At 38.7% G+C, this 19,960-nt stretch carries 19 protein-coding genes; 9 read left to right on the forward strand and 10 right to left on the reverse strand.

The annotated features are described in order from the left end of the window. The first annotated feature begins 46 nt into the window (after positions 1-46). Both LY11_RS00650 and LY11_RS00655 read left to right on the forward strand, forming a co-directional pair. Positions 47-556, forward strand: coding sequence for a hypothetical protein (locus LY11_RS00650; RefSeq protein ID WP_146610776.1), 510 nt, complete (start codon positions 47-49; stop codon positions 554-556). Positions 557-645: 89 nt separating this feature from the next. Beyond that, entirely contained in the window at positions 646-1,680 is a 1,035-nt protein-coding gene (locus LY11_RS00655; RefSeq protein WP_111631811.1) for an LLM class flavin-dependent oxidoreductase, read from the forward strand. A gap of 18 nt (positions 1,681-1,698) precedes the next feature. Here LY11_RS00655 and LY11_RS00660 read toward each other — a convergent pair whose 3' ends face one another. Beyond that, positions 1,699-3,012 (reverse strand): nicotinamide mononucleotide adenylyltransferase, encoded by a 1,314-nt coding sequence (locus LY11_RS00660; protein ID WP_111631812.1) that lies wholly within the window; start codon positions 3,010-3,012, stop codon positions 1,699-1,701. A 129-nt stretch (positions 3,013-3,141) separates the two neighbouring features. Here LY11_RS00660 and LY11_RS00665 point away from each other — a divergent pair, with 129 nt between their 5' ends. Then, positions 3,142-4,860, forward strand: a complete 1,719-nt coding sequence (locus LY11_RS00665) for an ABC transporter ATP-binding protein (protein ID WP_111631813.1) — start codon at positions 3,142-3,144, stop codon at positions 4,858-4,860. Here LY11_RS00665 and LY11_RS00670 read toward each other — a convergent pair. Beyond that, positions 4,843-5,733, reverse strand: a complete 891-nt coding sequence (locus tag LY11_RS00670) for a mechanosensitive ion channel family protein (RefSeq protein WP_111631814.1) — start codon at positions 5,731-5,733, stop codon at positions 4,843-4,845. The two genes, LY11_RS00665 and LY11_RS00670, sit on opposite strands and share 18 nt — an antisense overlap. Before the next feature lie 193 nt (positions 5,734-5,926). Between LY11_RS00670 and rnr the strand changes: the two genes are divergently transcribed. From rnr to LY11_RS00685, 3 genes are read left to right on the forward strand one after another with little or no spacing between them, the layout of a single operon-like run. Next, positions 5,927-8,059 carry a ribonuclease R gene (rnr, locus tag LY11_RS00675; protein ID WP_111631815.1) on the forward strand — a complete coding sequence of 711 codons (2,133 nt, stop codon included), beginning with the start codon at positions 5,927-5,929 and terminating at the stop codon, positions 8,057-8,059. Positions 8,060-8,066: 7 nt separating this feature from the next. Beyond that, positions 8,067-9,233 (forward strand): carboxypeptidase-like regulatory domain-containing protein, encoded by a 1,167-nt coding sequence (locus tag LY11_RS00680; protein WP_111631816.1) that lies wholly within the window; start codon positions 8,067-8,069, stop codon positions 9,231-9,233. Continuing rightward, a complete protein-coding gene (locus tag LY11_RS00685) occupies positions 9,233-10,201 on the forward strand; it encodes a polyprenyl synthetase family protein (RefSeq protein WP_111631817.1) in 969 nt (322 codons plus the stop codon). The genes LY11_RS00680 and LY11_RS00685 overlap by 1 nt, the downstream gene beginning before the upstream one ends. A gap of 13 nt (positions 10,202-10,214) precedes the next feature. Here LY11_RS00685 and LY11_RS00690 read toward each other — a convergent pair whose 3' ends face one another. After that, positions 10,215-11,180, reverse strand: coding sequence for an ATP-binding response regulator (locus LY11_RS00690; protein WP_111631818.1), 966 nt, complete (start codon positions 11,178-11,180; stop codon positions 10,215-10,217). Between the two features lie 191 nt (positions 11,181-11,371). Between LY11_RS00690 and LY11_RS00695 the strand changes: the two genes are divergently transcribed. Further along, on the forward strand, positions 11,372-11,728 hold the full coding sequence (locus LY11_RS00695) for a helix-turn-helix domain-containing protein (protein WP_111631819.1): 357 nt from the start codon (positions 11,372-11,374) through the stop codon (positions 11,726-11,728). Positions 11,729-11,794: 66 nt separating this feature from the next. Here LY11_RS00695 and rpmA read toward each other — a convergent pair whose 3' ends face one another. The 4 genes from rpmA to LY11_RS00715 all read right to left on the reverse strand — a co-directional run bounded on the left by rpmA (position 11,795) and on the right by LY11_RS00715 (position 14,581). Beyond that, complete coding sequence (gene rpmA / locus LY11_RS00700) at positions 11,795-12,184, reverse strand: 50S ribosomal protein L27 (protein WP_111631820.1); 390 nt, start codon at positions 12,182-12,184, stop codon at positions 11,795-11,797. Positions 12,185-12,243: 59 nt separating this feature from the next. Further along, on the reverse strand, positions 12,244-12,555 hold the full coding sequence (gene rplU / locus LY11_RS00705; RefSeq protein ID WP_111631821.1) for a 50S ribosomal protein L21: 312 nt from the start codon (positions 12,553-12,555) through the stop codon (positions 12,244-12,246). Between the two features lie 82 nt (positions 12,556-12,637). Further along, the gene (locus LY11_RS00710; protein WP_245952537.1) at positions 12,638-13,153 is read right to left on the reverse strand and encodes a hypothetical protein; all 516 of its coding nucleotides are present in this window, start codon (positions 13,151-13,153) and stop codon (positions 12,638-12,640) included. A gap of 42 nt (positions 13,154-13,195) precedes the next feature. Further along, entirely contained in the window at positions 13,196-14,581 is a 1,386-nt protein-coding gene (locus LY11_RS00715; protein WP_111631823.1) for a dicarboxylate/amino acid:cation symporter, read from the reverse strand. Positions 14,582-14,752: 171 nt separating this feature from the next. Between LY11_RS00715 and LY11_RS00720 the strand changes: the two genes are divergently transcribed. Both LY11_RS00720 and LY11_RS00725 read left to right on the forward strand, forming a co-directional pair. Then, positions 14,753-15,250, forward strand: coding sequence for an RNA polymerase sigma factor (locus tag LY11_RS00720; RefSeq protein ID WP_068401403.1), 498 nt, complete (start codon positions 14,753-14,755; stop codon positions 15,248-15,250). Further along, positions 15,237-15,836, forward strand: coding sequence for a hypothetical protein (locus LY11_RS00725; protein WP_111631824.1), 600 nt, complete (start codon positions 15,237-15,239; stop codon positions 15,834-15,836). The genes LY11_RS00720 and LY11_RS00725 overlap by 14 nt, the downstream gene beginning before the upstream one ends. 22 nt (positions 15,837-15,858) lie before the next feature. Here LY11_RS00725 and LY11_RS00730 read toward each other — a convergent pair whose 3' ends face one another. From LY11_RS00730 to LY11_RS00740, 3 genes are all read right to left on the reverse strand, one after another. Beyond that, complete coding sequence (locus LY11_RS00730; protein ID WP_111632224.1) at positions 15,859-16,482, reverse strand: hypothetical protein; 624 nt, start codon at positions 16,480-16,482, stop codon at positions 15,859-15,861. Positions 16,483-16,601: 119 nt separating this feature from the next. Next, positions 16,602-18,488: a beta-N-acetylhexosaminidase gene (locus LY11_RS00735; RefSeq protein ID WP_111631825.1), complete on the reverse strand. Its 1,887-nt coding sequence runs from the start codon at positions 18,486-18,488 to the stop codon at positions 16,602-16,604. Between the two features lie 36 nt (positions 18,489-18,524). Next, positions 18,525-19,943 (reverse strand): glycoside hydrolase family 125 protein, encoded by a 1,419-nt coding sequence (locus LY11_RS00740; RefSeq protein WP_111631826.1) that lies wholly within the window; start codon positions 19,941-19,943, stop codon positions 18,525-18,527. Positions 19,944-19,960: the final 17 nt, after the last annotated feature.

The raw sequence follows: 19,960 nt of genomic DNA on the forward strand, positions 1-19,960 counted from the left end.
AGATTCCAGTTTGCTGAAAAGACAAATGATCTTATTTTTGCAGCGTATGAAAATAATCCGGTTCCATAGTTTAGTGCTTGCAGGTCTGTTATTCACTGCATCCTGTACAGAGCAGACAAAGAAGGAAACACTTAAAAACGACACTTTAGCTTCAGCCACAGCAGTTCTGCCCTCCAAAACTTCAAAATTGGATACGGTTTTACCTGTTTCCACAAAAACATGCAGTCAGATTGCTTATTTAATACTGACTACCTCACCTCGTTATAAAAGTTTAACGAACGGGCTGAAGGAAAGAATTATCAAAAATGGCGGTACTTCATTCTATATTTCTTATGAAGGCAGCCCATATTCCAAAATAGATAGTGCCACGAATTATTCTAAGACTTATGATTATAGTATTCATGAGAACTATCCTGATCATGCACCCTTAATCGCAAGTTTTACATTTGATCCTGCAAAGAAACAGCTATTCGAATATAATGTAGCACAAGATTCTTTGATACCAGCAGCATTCGATAAAACTCTTTTAGCAGATTTAGGTAAGGCATGTAAGTAAAAAATCAATCAGAAATCATTACTTATCATAGGTTAACGAGAAGTTTTAGTTTCCCCCTTAACTTTGTATCAGATTAAAACAAGGTAATTATGGAATTAGGTATTAGTATGTTCGGGGATTTACGTGTTGATCCAATAACAAATAAATTTCAACCTGCACAGCAGCGACTGGGCGAGATTATTGAAGAGATCAAATTAATGGACGAGCTGGGACTGGATTATTTCGGTATCGGAGAACATCACCGTCCTGATTTTGCAGTTTCAAGTCCTGAAATATTATTGGCAGCTGCGGCTGTTGTGACCAAAAACATTAAATTGGGTAGTGCAGTTAGTGTATTAAGTTCTGCTGATCCGGTCAAGTTATACCAAAATTTCGCGATGGTTGATTTATTGTCCAATGGCCGTGCAGAGTTGATGGCAGGTCGTGGAAGTTTCATCGAATCGTTCCCTTTATTCGGAAATAATCTGAATGATTACAATGAACTGTTTACAGAGAAATTAGACTTATTATTAAAAATAAATAAAGAAGAAACGATTACCTGGAAAGGACGGTTCAGACCAGAACTGGTTAATCAGCAGGTATTACCCAGAGCAGTTGACAACAATTTACCAATCTGGATTGCTGTAGGCGGTACTCCGGAATCTGTGATCAGAGCTGGCAAACTAGGCTTGCCTTTGATGATTGCTATCATCGGCGGATCTCCAGGTCAGTTTAAACCTTTATTTAATTTATATAGAGAAGAATATCAAAAGGCTGGTCACGATATGGCCAAATTCCAGGTAGGTATACATGCGCACGCTTTCTTTGGTGAAAACGCGGATGAGGTGGCTGCTAATTATTATCCATTATATGCGGCACAAATGGACAGAATCGGAAAATCACGTGGGTGGTCGCCTTATACTAAATATCAGTTTGATTACGGCAGACAAAAAGAAGGGGCATTATTTGTGGGTGATGCTGAAGCCGCAATTGATAAAATCTTATATGTACAGGAAATGTTTGGCCTGACCCGTTTTGCAGCACATATGGATATTGGCGCACCTTCGCACAAAGATATGATGAAGTCTATCGAAATTTTCGGAACTAAGATCGCTCCGAAAGTTCGTGAAGCGTTAAAAAAATAAGCAGGTATTGTGAAGACCTTAAACGGTCTTCACATCTGTTTCACTGTATTCTTTGATGTCTGTAATATATCCATTCAGGATCAGGAAGTCAAAAAGTGGTTTTGCTTCCGGTGTCACCGGCATATTTACAGTTGTAATTACTTTATTAGATTTTTTATCCAGGAAAGGATAAGCAAACAGTTTTACATTTTTAGTAAACATATCACTCACATAACTCAATAGCATGCTGGAATAGTTTTCTCCAAAATTATAAGAGTTAAACACAAATTTCAGGTTGTTGATGTTCGTTGAAATACCAACACTTTTCGGTTTACACCTGTCCAGATATTTTGCCAGTTTATTATGTCGTGCAAAGTTGGACACGATCACCAGATTACCTGTTTTACAAAGTTCTTCAGCTCTTAGTGCTACTGCTTCCAGGTCAATGTTTTCAGGAATTTCTTCATCAGCTGTTAAAACATTTGACAACAAAACCTCAATTAAAACACTCAGATTATCCTTCTTTACATCTTCTGTCCTTTTGAACTGATCTACAGCTTTATTGAACATACTAAAGTTAGGCAACGACTTCTGCGCATACTTTGTCCGCAAAATCATAATATCCTTCTTGTACAAAAGATCTTTAGGCAAACATGGATTTCCAAGGGAATCAAAAATGGCCGCATCTGAGAAATCCTTTACAATCAGGTAAAGGTTCAGCAGGATATTATTGATGTTTTTAAAAGCCGGGCCATTTACAGAAATCAAATCTATCTCTACAGAACCTACTGTCAGGTTATCTGCGAGTGACTCAATCATTCTTTTCGGATCTGTATGGTAATAAAAGGCTGCATAAACCAGGTTCACCCCGATTATACCCAATACATTCTGCTGAAGTGCAGCATCTGTATCCAGTAAACGTACGTGAAAAAAGATCTCATTCGGCTCCCCCCCAGGTTCTGTCTGGAATTTGATGCCAATCCATCCATGCGGATCATTGGACTTATTATAGTTCAGCGTAGTTACTGTATCTGCAAAAGCGAAAAAGCTCCTGGTCTCATATTTTTCACCGTACAACCTTTCTGTCAGCAAACCAAATTCATGGTTCAGCATTTTAGTAAGCCTGGATTGACTCACGTATCTTCCGGTTTCTTCAACTCCGTAGATCGCATCACTAAAAGTCATATCATAGGCAGACATAGTTTTGGCTACTGTTCCCGAAGCCGCACCCGCAGTAAAAAAATTGCGTGCAACCTCCTGTCCCGCCCCGATCTCAGCGAAAGTCCCGTAAATATCAGAGTTTAGATTAATATTCAGGGCTTTACGCTTGGTATCAAGAATTTCTCTTTCCATTCTGCAAAAATAGCAGAAAATGCGAAGAAGGAGATTAAATTTAGATGATAAAATTGTTTACCGCTTATTTAGATGAATTTTAAATCGCTTCTTAATTTGAGGGATAATTTTCTCTATATTGTCCCTCTGATGTTAAACGTAATTGATCTGAATATTCAGTTTTTTAATCAGGAAGACCGCTCCTGGCAAACCGCGGTTAACCAGATCAGCTTCAAAGCTGAAAGAGGGCGGGTTTTAGGGATCGTTGGAGAATCCGGTTCTGGAAAGTCTGTCACCTCATTTGCGATCATGCGTTTACATGACCCGGTGTACACCAAAATTACCGGAGATATTCTTTTTAATGACATCAGCCTGCTTTCCTTATCCGATAAGGAAATGAATACCTACAGGGGCAATAAAATTGCCATGATCTTCCAGGAGCCCATGACCTCTCTGAATCCTGTTTTCACGTGTGGTGACCAGGTACAGGAAGCCATCATGCTGCATCAGAACCTGGGTAAACAAGCAGCAAAAGAGAAAACCACCGAACTTTTTAAAGAAGTACAACTCCCCCGCCCGGAAACTATTTTCGATACTTACCCGCATCAGCTTTCGGGAGGACAAAAACAAAGGGTAATGATTGCAATGGCTTTAAGTTGCAACCCTGAATTTCTGATTGCCGATGAGCCTACCACAGCACTGGATGTAACGGTCCAGCAAACCATCCTGCAATTACTCCTTAAAATAAAAGAAGAACGGAATATGGGGATGATTTTCATTTCCCATGACCTGGCAGTGATCAGTGAAATCGCTGATGATGTTGCCGTGATGTACAAAGGGACAATCGTAGAGCAAAGTTCTGTAGAACAGTTATTTAAAAACCCGAAACACCCCTATACGAAAGGACTGCTGGCTTGCAGGCCTTCCCCTTTATACCGCTTGAAAAAGCTACCGGTAGTAGCCGACTTTTTAAAACAGGGTACAGACCAGCCGATTGCTCATTTATTAGCTATCAACAGCTACACGCAACAGGAAATTGACAGCAGAAGAGCAGCTTTGTATGAAACCACTCCCCTGCTGGAAGTACAAAATATTTGTACCTGGTTTCCAGTTAGAAATGGATTATTCGGTTCTTCTAAAACTGTAATTAAAGCAGTTGATGAGGTGAGTTTTAAATTATATCCAGGAGAAACACTGGGTCTGGTTGGTGAATCAGGATGCGGTAAAACTACACTGGGCAGAACTATTTTACGCCTGATTGAACCTACTTCCGGTTCAATTATTTTTGATGGACAAGATATTACACATTTAAAGAAGGAAAAGCTTCGTGCATTGAGAAAAGACATACAGCTCATTTTTCAGGACCCTTATTCCTCGTTAAATTCACAGCTTACGGTAGGAAATGCTTTAATGGAGCCACTGCAGGTACATGGTGTATTTAACAATAATTCAGAACGCAAAGCACATGTACAGCATTTACTGGAACTGGTAGATCTGAAACCTGAACATTTTAACCGTTATCCTCATGAATTTTCAGGTGGTCAGCGGCAGCGTATTGTAATTGCACGCGCGCTTGCCCTTCAGCCTAAATTGATTATATGCGATGAATCCGTCTCTGCACTGGATGTTTCTGTACAGGCCCAGGTATTAAATTTACTCAGAAGGCTGCAACAGGAAATGGGCTTGACTTACATCTTCATTTCTCATGACCTGGCTGTCGTTAAACACCTGTCTGATAGAATGATTGTGATGAACAAAGGGAAGATAGAAGAAGAAGATTTTCCGGAAATTATCTATGAACATCCTCAGACCGCTTATACGCAAAAACTAATTGCTGCGATTCCGGGAAAATTAAGCCTTGCCAGGTAATTGCTGCTGTGGTACAGTGAGTTTAAGAATCGCTGTATTCAATACTCTCCTGATTTCTCTTTCTTTGAGCTTATCATAGTTATTCAATAATACTTGTGCCTTAAACCGGGCAATATCCTTATTGATAGCGAGTGTTTTGATCGTCAGGCCGCTGGATACAATATTGTCTTTAAAACTATCTAAAGCCTGATACAAGTGCTTTTCTAAAAAATCAGGCGTATAGCCGAAATTTAGCGCCATTTCAAATTCCACACTTAATTTCTTGATATTCTGTTTGGACTGGTTGATAATAACTGAGCTGAATACCACTGAGTTCGGAATAATGACCATATCATTGTCCTCATTCTGAAGAATCATGTTAATCAGGGTAATGTCCAGGATTTTACCTTCATTATCATTTACACGAATATGATCACCCAATGATAAACGGTCTGAAAACATAATGATCAATCCATTGATCATATTGGTAATATAATCTTTAAAGGTAACTGCAATCGCTGCCGCCACAATCGTAATACTGGTTAAAAACTCCAGCGGTTTAATTCCCATCCAGATCATGATTGCAATTACTCCAAATACAGTATTGAGAATAGACACAATCCTGTTAATCCCCAAAATGAAGTTATCCTTGATCGTAGACTTAAAGCGATGTTTTTTAATGTACCAGTAAATCACAACCAGGCGAAGGAAGGAAACCGCAACACTTGGACCGAGAAATACCATAAACGCATGCGCAGTTAATGCTATAAAAGGGAAATCGGTAAACATGACCGGCTGATAAGTTTCAAAATACGCCAGCACAAAGAGCACAATAGTCTTGATGATAATCATCAGAAATTCTCTTTTGGTACTTCGCTGTTTTTCTTCTATCATTTTAAATTTTCTCCTGTTCGTTCCGCCATTTTAATATTCCTGACCAGAATTTGGATCACTGCTAAAGCTCCGGTAAAAATTACAATTATACAAATCCCCGATACGCTTTAAGGCCTTTTATATTGGATTTATGCCCCTTTAGGCTTCATAAATCATTTCAAAGTGTTACCTTCGGAATATTGACAAATATACTATGGCAAAAAAGAAATCTTCTCAAATAAAACTCGTCTTAACTCAGTTAATTAGTGATGTTTTAGAGAATAGCAATAATGAAGCCTTGAATTATAAACAGGTTTCAGCCAAACTCAACATAAAAGATGAAGAAGCAAGGGAAACCATTTTAGAGATCCTGAAAGAACAAGCACAAAAAGGTGTTTTTTCGGAACCCGAAAAAGGAAAGTTCAAGCTTAAAGATTTAAAGACCTTTATCACCGGAAAAGTAGATATGACTGCCGATGGCGCAGCTTTTATCGTTCCTGATGATGAGTTTGAAAAAGACGTGTTCGTATCTGCCCGTAAACTGCATAATGCACTGAACGGCGATAAAGTAAAAGTTTATATCTACGCTAAAAAAAGAGGTAGAAAAAATGAGGGTGAAGTCGTTGAAATTATACAACGCTTAAAAACTGATTTTATAGGCGTAATTAAAATATCTGACCGCTTTGCATTCGTCACTGTTGACGACAAGAAAATGCTGCATGATATTTTTGTACCGTTAAGCGACCTTGATGGTGCTAAAAATGGGCAAAAAGTACAGGTAGCAATTACGGACTGGCCCGAGGGTGCAAAAAACCCTATTGGAAAGATCATCAATATTCTGGGTACACAAGGAGAGAATAACACAGAAATGAATGCGATCCTTGCGCAGTATGGTTTTCCATTGTCTTTCCCTCCTGAGGTAGAGAAAGAAGCGAATGAAATTCCGGAAGCTATCACCGAAGAGGAATTGAAAAACCGCCGTGACTTCCGGGATACGGTAACTTTTACGATTGATCCGGCGGATGCAAAAGACTTTGATGATGCAATATCCTTCAAAAAACTACCAAATGGCAATTATGAAGTTGGAGTACACATTGCGGATGTTTCGCATTATGTACAGCCTAAAACGTATTTAGATAAAGAAGCTTATTCAAGAGCTACTTCCGTTTACCTGGTAGACCGGGTAATCCCGATGCTTCCTGAAAGATTAAGTAACGGTGTTTGTTCACTTCGCCCAAATGAAGATAAACTCTGCTTTGCAGCTGTGTTTGAACTGGATGAAGCGGCCAATGTAGTAGAAGAATGGTTCGGAAGAACTGTGATCCACTCCGACAGACGTTTCAGTTATGAAGAAGCTCAGGAAGTTATCGAAAATAAAGAAGGCGACTATGTGCAGGAAATCCTGAAGCTGAATGAGCTTGCTTATATTTTAAGAGATAGAAAGTTTAAAAATGGTGCGATAAGTTTTGAAAGTACTGAAGTAAAATTCAGACTGGACGAAAAAGGAAAACCAGTTGGTGTTTACGTGAAAGAACGTAAAGATGCCCATAAACTGATTGAAGACTTTATGTTGCTGGCCAACAAAAAAGTAGCTGAATTTATCGCCAAAAAAGGTAAAGGAAAGGCTAAATATACTTTCGTGTACCGTTCTCATGATTCTCCGAACCTGGAAAACCTGGGTAACTTCGCCTTATTTGCTGCTCGTTTTGGTTATAAAATCAACATGAAATCGGATAAGGATATTGCGAAATCACTGAACTTCCTGATGGAAGATGTGGAAGGCAAAAAAGAACAGAATGTACTGACCCAGTTAGCTATCCGTTCGATGGCCAAAGCGGTTTATACGACTAAAAAAACCAGCCATTATGGATTGGCTTTTGATCATTATACCCACTTCACCTCTCCGATCCGCCGATACCCTGATGTGATGGTCCATCGCCTGCTGGCTGCTTATCTTAACGGAGAACGCTCTGCCAATGAGGATGAATATGAAACTGCTGCTTCCCATTCTTCTGCCATGGAAAAACGTGCTGCTGATGCGGAACGTGCTTCTATTAAATACAAGCAGGTAGAATATCTGGAAGAGAATGTAGGCAAACTCTTTATGGGTATTATTTCTGGCGTAACCGAATGGGGAATGTATGTAGAGCTGATCGAAAACAAGTGTGAAGGAATGATCAGATTGAAAGACATAGCTGATGATTTTTACGTACTGGATGAGAAAAACTACTGTATTGTAGGTCAGCGTAAGAAAAAGAAATATCAATTGGGTGATGAAGTCAAAGTGAAAGTAAAGAGAGTAGATCTGTCTAAACGCCAGATTGACTTTGCACTGGTACAGGACTAAAGATAACATGTATAAATCAGGCGCTTTTCTCCTCTTGTTGCTCATGTTATCTTCTGTATGCGTTTTGGCGCAGCAAAGAATTTCAGGTAGTATCGTAGAAAAAAACACAGGTAATCCTGTTGTTTTTGCTACTGTACAAGTAAAAAATCAGAAAAGTACGCTAACTAATGGAAGTGGTGAGTTCGAGCTCACCGTTTCCTCCTTACCAGTTACTTTACTGATTACGCACCTGAATTATGCAGGCGGCAGCTTTGAAGTTAAAACCGCGGATGAGCCATTGAAAATAGTACTTGATCCGCAGGTAATGACTTTAAAAGAAGTATCTGTTGGAAATCCGGCAACAGCCATTATGCAGGATGCTACAGACAAAGCATTGAAAACTTACAATAAATCGAATCTTGGCAAAGCTTTTTTAAGACAGATTGCTTATGAAGGGGACGAACCTGTATACCTGAATGAGATCTGGCTGGATGCAGAATGGAAACCTTACGGCCTGATTGGCTGGCATCCTACTGAGGCACGCCACCTGCAAGGTAAAAAAGGAATTTCCTATACCAATACCAGCTTCTTCTCTTTCATTTTCTCCGGTTATCTGGCTAATTCATTTCATAAAAAACCTTTGTTGAAAAAAGTAGATTCCCTATATACTTTTAAACTGGCGGGAACTTATCTTCAGGATGGAGAAGAGATTGCAAAGATCATCTGCACCCCTAAACGGGCACTCAAAGAGAAAAGGTTTGAAGGGGCTTATTATGTGAATACAGTCACCAATAACGTACTGAAAATTGAAGGCGTAATTAAAGGCATGTTCTTTAAGAGTAATGGGCCTGTAAGTATCAAGAACAAAGAAACCGCATTTATCGCACAATACAGACTGAATAAACAAGGGGACAATGTACTGGATTACTCCGTTTTTAATACGTCAAACAGGTTAAAAATGATGGGTCTGGGCGTACAGGATACGGATCTTTATTCCACCTTATATATGACCGATAACGATGCTATAGATCAAAGTAAGCTGGAAGAAGTAAGTTTGAAGATCAATGATAGCAACCTGGTCAAAGCAATGACCTATAACGAAGATTTCTGGAAAAAGAATCCCGGGATAAAAAGAACCGCAAAGGAACAGGCAGCAATAGAAATTTTAGAAAAAAACACCACATTAAGAAAATAATGCATACCATTTTTGAGTTACAACAACTAATTGAAACAGCGATCAAAAAGGTCGAATATCCAGAGATTCCTTCCAGGTTATACGAACCGATAAGCTATATTATGCGTCTTGGCGGCAAAAGGATCAGACCGGTATTGCTTTTGCTTTCCAGTGAATTGTTTAACACCGATGCCAGCGAAGCCATAGAAGCAGCATTGGCCATTGAAACCTTCCATAATTTTACGCTGATCCATGATGATATTATGGACAATGCGCCTTTACGAAGAGGCCAGGATACTGTTCATATTAAATGGGGCGTAAATAACGCGATCCTGAGTGGTGATGTGATGATGGTCGAAGCCAACAAACATTTGACGAATCTGGATGCCAGCATTCTTAAAAATGCGCTGCATTGCTTCAATACTACGGCACAGGGAGTTTGTGAAGGTCAGCAGCTGGATATGGAATTCGAACAACGAACTGATGTCAGTATCGTGGAATATATCAATATGATCCGTTTAAAAACGGCAGTTTTGGTAGGTGGAGCAATGAAACTTGGTGCAATTGTAGGCGGCGCAAGTGAACAGGATGCTGAACATCTTTATGATTTTGGTGAAAATTTCGGAATTGCTTTCCAATTACAGGATGATATTCTGGACGTTTATGGTGATCCGGTTAAATTTGGTAAACAGGTTGGTGGTGATATTATCTCCAACAAACAGACATTCCTTTTGCTTAAGCTGAAAGAATTAGCAAAAGGTAATGACCTGGCTTTACTGGAATCACAATATGCGAATACTGATTACCCTGCAAAGATTGAAGCCATTACGAAATTGTATAACCAATACCACATCAGAGAGCTTGCAGTTACAGAAATGAAACGCAGCCTTAACATAGCTTTTGCAGCACTGGAAAAAGTAAGTATTGAGGCAGTCAGGAAAAATGAGCTGACCCTGCTTGCCGAATCACTACTGGATAGAGAACACTAATACTTATCAGGTACTAGTTGTCTACCAGGTGTTTAATTTTTTCATAAGTTAAGGGTTTCGTCAGGAAATCCTTAACTGACTTATAGGACTGCGCTCTCGTGCGTTCTGCGGGATCAATTGTAGAAGATATGATAACTACGTCTACCTCTGGCTTTTGTTCCTCCAGGAGCTTTAAAAACGTCCAGCCATCTATCTCAGGCATATTCAGGTCAAGTAAAATTAAATCAGGCTTATTTTCCTTCAGATAATCAAGTGCACGTATCGAACTTCCAAACTGTACTACCCTTTTATTTTTGTTGTGTTTGGTAATGATCATATGATGCAGCTTATTGGTCAGCGAGTCATCATCGATCAGCATAATATGCTTGGAATCTATTTTGGTAGATTCTGCTATAAAATCATCAGCCTCATGTTCTTTATTGATCAAACTGTTCAGCATTTTAATAATGTCATCCAGTTTTTCGGCCTGAAAGTTAATATCTCTCAATAATTCTTTGATCTTGCTGGTATCAAACGATTCCATATCCGGAAAATTCATCAGACTGGACAAACTTAAGATATTGGTTATCGGCGCCCGGAGATCGTGCGAGGCCAGATGTGAATACTCATCCAGCAGTTTCATCTGGTTAGACTTCCTGTTGCTGTCAATGATAGTACAAGCTACCTGTGGGTTCTGGGGATCAGTGAAAACAGGCGTAAGCACGATCTGCAGCAATACATCATCCATATCCTTCACCTTTAACCGCTTTTCTATACTGAAAACCTTCCCTTCAAAGCACTCTGCGACAAGTTTAGAAAACGTCCGTTCATACTTTTGTGAAATGATTTCCACAAAAGATTCCCCAATAGTGGGATTTTTGGCTAAAAAATACCCTATTTTTTCGATGGAATGAATATTGAAAAAAGTAATGTGATTTTTTTTATTAAAAAGAAAATAAGAGTTATCGGTATAACAATCACAATAAGCACTAAGCTTCATAGTTGATTTCCTTTAGTATGACACAAATACAAGCACTCATTTAATTTTTTTTTAACATTTAACAACCTACTTTAAAACTCGAAATCTTCCTATAAAGATAACCAAATTATACTCGCGGATGTAATGGTTCGATAATTGTCTTTTTTACACCAATAGAATAAAGTCACAAACCAACAAAAAAAATATTATTTATGCAAGAAATTCTATCAAAGAAAATATTAGGGAAGAGGATTAAGTCATTAAGACTAGAAAGAGCTTATGCTCAGGTTGATGTAGCAAATTTATTGAATTTATCCAGGAGCAATTATTCTCAAATTGAGCTTGGCAACCAATACCCCACCTTTCATACGCTTTGCGCCCTTTCAAGGCACTATAAGAAGAGTTATGAATGGCTATTACATGGAGAAGAGAATAACGAACCACAAGCTGTACTTCCTGTAGCTGGCCTGATGTCTGAACTGGAGACTACACTTAAGAATTTCTCTTCGTGTTTGGAAAAACTGGAAAACGAACTTCAAATTATAAAATTAAAAATTGACATATCTTAAAAATAAGGGTCAATAAAAAAGCCGCAACGAAAACGTTGCGGCTTTTTTATTATAATATTTTAAAGATTATTCTGCCGGAGCAGCGTCAGCTTTAGCAGCTTTTTTAGCTGGTGCTTTTTTAGCAGGTGCTTCAGCTACCGGAGCAGCAGCTTCTTCTACTTTTTTAGTAGGAACAGCTTTTTCAACAACTTCGCTAATTACACTTGCAGGTAAGATAGAAACGTAAGATTTGTTGTCTTGTTTCTTTCTGAAAACTACAGTACCAGCAACAAGAGCGAATAAAGTATGGTCTTTACCAATACCTACGCCTTTATCAGGATGGTGTTTAGTTCCGCGTTGACGTACTAAGATGTTTCCTGCAATTGCTTCCTGACCACCAAAAATTTTGATACCTAAGCGTTTACTATGAGACTCACGTCCGTTTCTCGAACTACCGGCTCCTTTTTTATGTGCCATTTTGTTTTATATTTTATCAACTAACAGTGTAAAACTGATAATTTTTGTTTAACAACTAATTATAAACTGATACCAGAGATCTGGATTTTTGTGAAATACTGGCGGTGGCCATTTTTCTTTTTGTAACCTTTTCTACGTTTCTTTTTGAAAACGATTACTTTATCGCCTTTTAAATGAGACACGATTTTAGCTGAAACGATAGCTCCTGATAATAAAGGGGCACCAACAGAGATCTTACCTCCGTCTTCAACCAACAATACATTGTCAAATTCAATACTAGCGCCTTCATCTCCTTGCAAACGGTGTACAAAAAGGTGCTGGTCTTTTGCAACTTTGAATTGCTGTCCTGCTATATTTACTATTGCGTACATTGTTAAATAATTAGTATTTTAAATTGTTTATTTTTTTATCGAGGTGCAAATATAGAATATATATTTATAAATTCATAATGATTTACTTTTTCTTACCATATCTTTCTTCAGCATCGTTGATACTCTGCTCCAAAAGGGTCTTCATTTGCTTGGCTACGTCTCTTAACTTGGCAATATCGTTGTAATCTGTTACAAAAATCACCTTTTTAGTTTTACGTTTATAGTTAAACTGCATCACATAACGCAGTACTTTAGATTTATTAAGGTCAGTCCCTGCATTGGCAATTACATCCGGAAAGTTCCAGAACCCAATCTCGCTTGCCTTGTTATGGATATAAATAATATCATTATCCCTTAACTTCACATTGGTTTTGATCAGCGAATCTTTTGCATTCAGGTACTGATAGTCACCTGTAGCAGAATCATAAGAATTCACCAGGTCATTACCCGCTCCCCATTTGAACTGGAAAGACACAAACTCATCTGATCTGAAAGGTGCATTCTTAATAATAGGCATATAATAAAACACACAATAGGCCAGAAAAGGAACTACAATTGTGAGTAGTAAAAATATTTTTTTCGCGTTGGTACTCATCATTTTTAATCTATATAAATTGGTCTTGCATTCTTAACTTATCAACTAATCCAGAGGCCCTGTAAGCTCTCCCTCCCACTTGCTGACCACAGCCGTTGCCAGACTGTTACCAATTACATTTGTCGCTGACCTGCCCATATCCAGCAAAGGGTCAATACCAATCAATAAGGCCAGTCCTGCTTCAGGAATATTAAAAGTAGCAATCGTACCTGCAATCACGACTAACGAAGCTCTTGGAACACCTGCAATCCCCTTACTGGTCAGCATCAGGATCAGCAGCATTGTAATCTGCTGTTGAAACGATAAATGTATCCCGTAAGACTGTGCAATAAATAAGGATGCAAAGGTCATATATAACATTGAACCATCCAAATTAAACGAGTACCCCAATGGTAATACGAAACTCACAATTTTATCCTTACAGCCAAATCGCTCCAGTTGTAACATTGTTTTCGGGTAAGCCGCTTCACTGCTCGCTGTACTGAAGGCAACAATTACCGGTTCTTTCATCCTGTTCATCAGGTTGAATACTCTTCCTTTCAGAATGAGGTAACCAATAAAGATCAGCAATAACCATAACAGCAGCATCGTGGAATAGAATTCTCCGATAAATAAGGCGTAAGTGGAAAGGACACTTAAGCCCTGCTTGGCAATAATGGCAGCCATCGCCCCAAATACTGCGAAAGGAGCAAAGTTCATGACATATCCTGTTACTTTTAAAATTACATGCGCAACTGAATCGAAAAATTCAATGATAATTTTACCTTTTTCACCAATAGCAGCAGTTGCAACACCAAAGAACAGGGAGAAAGCCACAATCTGAAGGATTTCATTGGTTGCCATCGCTTCAGTCATACTTTTAGGAATGATGTGCGCAATAAAGTCTTTCATCGACAAAGCCACTTTATGAATTCCTGTATCTTCATGACTGCTTGGAAGTGGCAAATTCATCGCCTCACCAGGTCTGAATATATTTACCATGATCAATCCCAGGAATAATGATAATAAGGAAGCACTCATAAACCAAAGCATGGTTTTACCACCGATTCTTCCTACTGCTTTAATGTCCCCTACTTTAGCTACCCCAACTACCAGTGTGGTAAAAACCAGCGGAGCTACAATCATTTTAATTAATCTTAGAAAAATATCACTTAATAAAGTAAGTGGTTCCAGTTTTTTCTCTCTTTCAGTTTCGTTATCTCTTCTTATTTTAACGTGCTCTGCTCTTTGTGTCTTCAGTTGCAAGTACTGTACAGATGCTGTATCAGTTCTCTCACCCATCTTTATATCTAAAGTTTTAATTTGAGCATCTGCGTTGGTAATCTTATTGTTATAGGTACCAAATGAGTTTACATTTAATACATATCCTAAGATAACTCCTAGTACCAGTGCTAAAAATATAAAGAATGTTAATCTGTTGTTTTTTGACATTATATTTGGTTGAGTGTTTTTTCCGAGCGTAAAACTACAATAATAAACTTATTTTCAGAATCGGGCACTCCGTTTTTGTCCGTATTGTGAAAATGTTATATTGCAGTAAAAAACATTTTAGCTGTAACATTTTATCATTAACCGTGTCAAACAACAAAAATAACGACTCAATTGGATCAGAAAGACATCTTATTTAAGCAAATCTTCGATACTAACTCCAAGAAAATATTCCATTTGTGCTATGGCTATACGGGTGATGCTGAGTCTGCAAATGATCTTTTACAGGAGACTTTTCTTAAGGTTTGGCAAAATCTTGACAAATTCAGACAGAAATCACTAATTTCGACCTGGATTTACCGGATAGCCGTAAACACCTGTTTAACTTATCTCCGTTCGGAAAAAAGACAGGCTAAAGACGAACTAACGGAAAATATTATTGAGAACAGAGTGGAAGAATTCTCTGAAAAAAATGAGCAGGTGGCTCTTTTATATAAATCAATATCTAAATTAGAAGAAAACGACCGTTTAATTATTACTATGGTTCTTGATGAGCTTCCTTATCATGAGATAGCCGATATTTCAGGAATCAGCGAAGGAAATCTTAGGGTTAAGATTCACCGGATTAAACAAAAACTCACCGAATTATACAATCATCATGCAAGAATTTGAACATATACAGTCTCTTTGGCAATCACATTCTGTGGAGGTAAAAATCACTTCAGAAGAGATGCTGGATCAGGCAAAAAAAGAGGTGAATTCCATTCGTACCAAATCACTCTTTAATATCGGGGGAATGGTTATTTCTTTCCTCGCCATCAGCTCCTTACTGGTTTATTTTGATTTCAGCTCCTGGGCTACGTTTTTAGGAATCGGAATTATTGTATTAGCTGTAGCGATCTACACCATTCTATTATACAGAGAACACCGGTTAATTTCACGAAATGATTTCACAGAACATCCGGGCGCATTCCTGAAAAAACTTCATGAATACCAGGTCAGCCGTTTCAATTTATACAATAAGTTGTACTGGTTTTATGCCGCAGCCGTATCGGTTGGTTTCATTCTTTTCTTCTTTGAAACGCTGAACCACCTGAACACCTGGATACAAATTGCAATCGTACTATTTACAGTGATCTGGATGGCCTTTTGTGCAACCATCCTGCGTAAATCTTACATGAATAAAGAAAAAGAGCGCATTGACCTGCTGATTGAGAAATTTGAAAGAATCAGTGCACAGTTTAAAGAGTCCGTTTAACTTAGCTTAAAGAACAAGAGGATTACTCTTGTTCTTTAACTTCATCTACAGAAAAAGTATTTCCCCTTAAGCTGTAATGCAGCATTTTCACCGCGCCGTTCTTTTGTGTACTATCCGAAGAATTAACGATAGGAAACGACCTGAACAACTCTCCGTTTTTCTGGATAAATTTATCATTCCCACCATAGATCTTTTTCATTTTAGCACTTAAAGGTGGAAAGCTGATTTTATTAAAGCTCCCGTTGTATTCATAAACGTTAAGATCTTTGACGTTCTTTTTGCTCTGCAATTCAATATACAATTCAGGATTGCCATCATTGTCCATATCCATATTCCAGGCATCAGTAATCACACCATCGCGTTCTACAGAGAAAGATTTATAATTATTTTTTGCTGAATCAGACATCAGGATCAGGTAACCACCAAGGCTGTCCACTCCTCTTCCCCAGCTCAATATTTCAAAGTGCAGTCCTGGTTTAATCACAATGTCCTTATGAAAAGGAAAAGTCCCTGCAGTGTTTTTAACTACGGCTTTAGTATCAGCTGCCGGAGAAATTTTAACCGGCTGATTCTGTTTACAAGCAAACAAAAATAACAATCCCACACAGAGTGCAGACTGCTTTAATATATATAGTTTTCGTTTCATTTGGTTCATTTTATTTCAGCAATTTATATTAAAAAAGCGTTTTAACCAAAAAAAAGAGCCTGTTTAAAATTCAAATGATGAATTTTAAACAGGCTCTTTTTGCCAAAAATACGAAAGAATTACTTCGCCCCGTTATTTAAAGGAGTTTCTGAAATCACACTGCGTTTTCCTTTTGGTGTGATCACAATTGTCTTCAATAAAATTTTAGTGCCCTTAGGTACATTGACTTTTAAAGCAGAACGATACTGATTAGAAACATCAGAAGGAGTTGTACCATCCAAAGTATAATAGATTTTAGCGCCTTTAACAGGCTCTTTCAAATCAATAGTAATGTCTTCTCCTTCAATTTGTTTGTCAGACTGACCAACCGGAACCGGAACCCAGTAATTCGTATTGGTTTTATCCAGACGTGCTAAATGCAATGGGATTCTTTCTTCAGAGAAGTTCTTAAAGTTTTTTCTGTCCAGTGGAGTCCAGGCAATTTCAGCCAAAGCAAACATTCTTGGCAAAATCATGTACTCCGCTTTCTCTGGACTTTCAATATACTCTGTCCATAAATTAGCCTGTACACCTTTAATGTATTTCTTTTGATCTGCCGATAAAACTTCCGGAACCGGATCATAAGCATAAGCAACCGAATAAGGGGAATTTCCGCCGATATTCACGGGCTCACCACTTGATTTAGACTGCGCATGGTCAAAGTATAAACCTTGATTCCCTGGTGTCATAATCACATCATGGTTAAGTTTTGCAGCAGCAATACCACCTTCAACACCACGCCACGACATTACTGTTGCATTTGGCGCTAATCCACCTTCTAAAATCTCATCCCATCCAATGATAGATCTTCCTTTAGAATTGATATATTTCTCTATGCGCTGAATGAAATAACTTTGCAGTTCATGCTCGTCTTTCAACCCTTTTTCTTTAATCAACTGCTGGCAGAAAGGAGATTGTTTCCAATATTCTTTTGGACTTTCATCACCACCGATATGGATGTATTTCGAAGGAAACAGAACCATTACCTCATCTAAAACATCTTCTAAGAATTTAAAAGTATATTCAGTTGGTGCAAATACATCGTCAAAAACACCCCATTGCTGCTGTACCTGCTTACCTTTTCTTGAGCCTGCCCAAGGTGTTTTAGGATCAACAAAGGTATCTCTGTCTGGAAAACAGCTCAACTGAGGATAAGCCGCAATTGCTGCTGAACTGTGACCTGGTAATTCAATTTCAGGAATTACAGTCACAAACTTCCTTGTCGCATATGCAACCACTTCTTTCACTTCATTTTGCGTATAGAAACCTTTGTAAGGTGTATTATCAGATGTCACACCAGGATGGTGACCTACAACCGAACCATTTCTTTCTGATCCGACAGTAGTCAGTTTAGGATATTTTTTAATCTCTATTCTCCAGCCCTGATCTTCTGTTAAATGCCAGTGAAAATTATTCAGTTTATAAGCTGCCATCAAATCAATATACTTCTTGATGAAAGAAACAGTGAAAGTGTGTCTTCCTACATCCAGGTGCATCCCTCTGTACTGGAATCTTGGATAATCTTTGATAATACTGGCAGGTACATCAATTTCCTGACCTTTTTTCTCAGGCATCATCTGCATCAGGGACTGCACACCGTAGAACAAACCAGCACCTTTTCCGATAACGGTAATATTCCTGGCAGTAACCTGAAGTTCATAACCTTCAGCAGGCAATTTTTCAGCTCCGGCAGAACTCAATACAATCGCACGTTCATTAGTTGCCGCCGCTTTAGAAGGTCTTAAAGCAAAGCCACCCTGACTGGCGATATAAGCATTCAAAATATCAGCCGTTGCCGCATTGGAGGTTTCATTAGAAACCAATACTACAGTTTTGTCCAGTTTAAAAACACCAGCCTTTTTTTCTACCGATACCGGTGCCGGTATAATACCTAAGTTTTCATCCGTCTGCGCGCTTACACTCAGCGTTACGCAGGCCAGAATAAGCCCTGAAATGATTTTCTTCATGATTTTGATTAAAGTTTATATTTGGTTCATTGTTGGTTAGCTCAATAAATGCGGGCGTGCTAAAAACACTTCCCATAAAAACTCGCCGAAGATGGTGTTTGTCCAGGCAAACCACGGTCTTGTAAAGATTTCAGGGTGATCCTTTTTAAAGGACTCGTGCATAAAACCAGTACCAGCATGTGTTTTTTTCAAAGCGGCAATACATTGTTTAATCTCTTCATCATCTGTACTGGTCAGTCCTCTGCAAATAATACTAAGCGGCCAGATCATGTCCTGCTGCTCCACATGCGGACCACCAATTCCCTCTATATCCTTCCCTTTATAAAAATATGGATTATGTTCTGATAGCGCAAATTTTCGGGTGTTCTGATAAACAGGATCTGTTACAGGCACCGCATTCAGGTAAGGAAGAGAAAGCAGGCTCGGCACATTGGAATCATCCATCAGGTTTACATTTCCAAAACCATCCACTTCAAAAGCATAGATTTTTCCATAAACAGGATGTTCAACCACTGCATATTTCTGAATTGCAGCCTCTACCTCTGTTGCCAAAGCACTCAGTTCAGCAGCAAAAGCTTCTTCCTTAAAAATTGCCCTGAACATTTCTGCTACTTGTTTCAAACTCACTACGGCGAAAAAGTTAGACGGGATCAGGAAAGGGAAGATCGTGGCATCATCACTTGGTCTGAACATCGAACAGATCAATCCAACTGGTTTTACCGGGAAACCATAACCTGCCATCGGTAAACTATCTGTTGGTTTAGCCGTATCGCGCTGAAAATGATAAGGGCCTAAACCTGTTTTACGTTGCTGCTCTTTAAAAGTTTTCAGGATCGTATGGATAGATGTTTTCCATTCCTCATCAAAAGGAGTGGCATCACCAGTCATTTTCCAGTAATTGTAAGCCAGGCGCATCGGGTAACAAAGCGAATCTATTTCCCATTTACGCTCATGAACACCAGGCTGCATATCAGTATGATCGCCTGCCCACTCACTTTTCTGCTCTCCATCCTTGTAAAAGGCGTTCGCATAAGGATCTTTAATTACATAATGTGCCTGACGGTGGATGATCCCTGCCACTAACTGCTGTAGTTTTTTATCGTCTTTCATAAAAGCAAGATAAGGCCAGACCTGCGCAGAACTATCTCTCAGCCACATCGCATCAATATCTCCGGTAATCACATAAGTATCAGGTTTGCCATCTTTCATCGCAAACGAGACTGTCGTATCCAGCGTATTCGGCAAACAGTTATTGAATAACCAGCCTAATTCTTTATCCGAAACCTTCTGCTGGAATTTAAGAATTGCTTTTTCTACTGCCGGACTGCTGAATTTTCTCTTATTCAGCGGTACTCTTACATTTGGATAAGCCAACTCAAATGCGCTTAAATCTTTACTCAAAAACAAACCAGCAGTCAGCATACCTGTACTGGTAATGAAATCTTTTCTATTCATCTATATTTGGTGTTATT

It is taken from the genome of Pedobacter cryoconitis (assembly GCF_003259615.1).
GTDB lineage: Bacteria > Bacteroidota > Bacteroidia > Sphingobacteriales > Sphingobacteriaceae > Pedobacter > Pedobacter cryoconitis.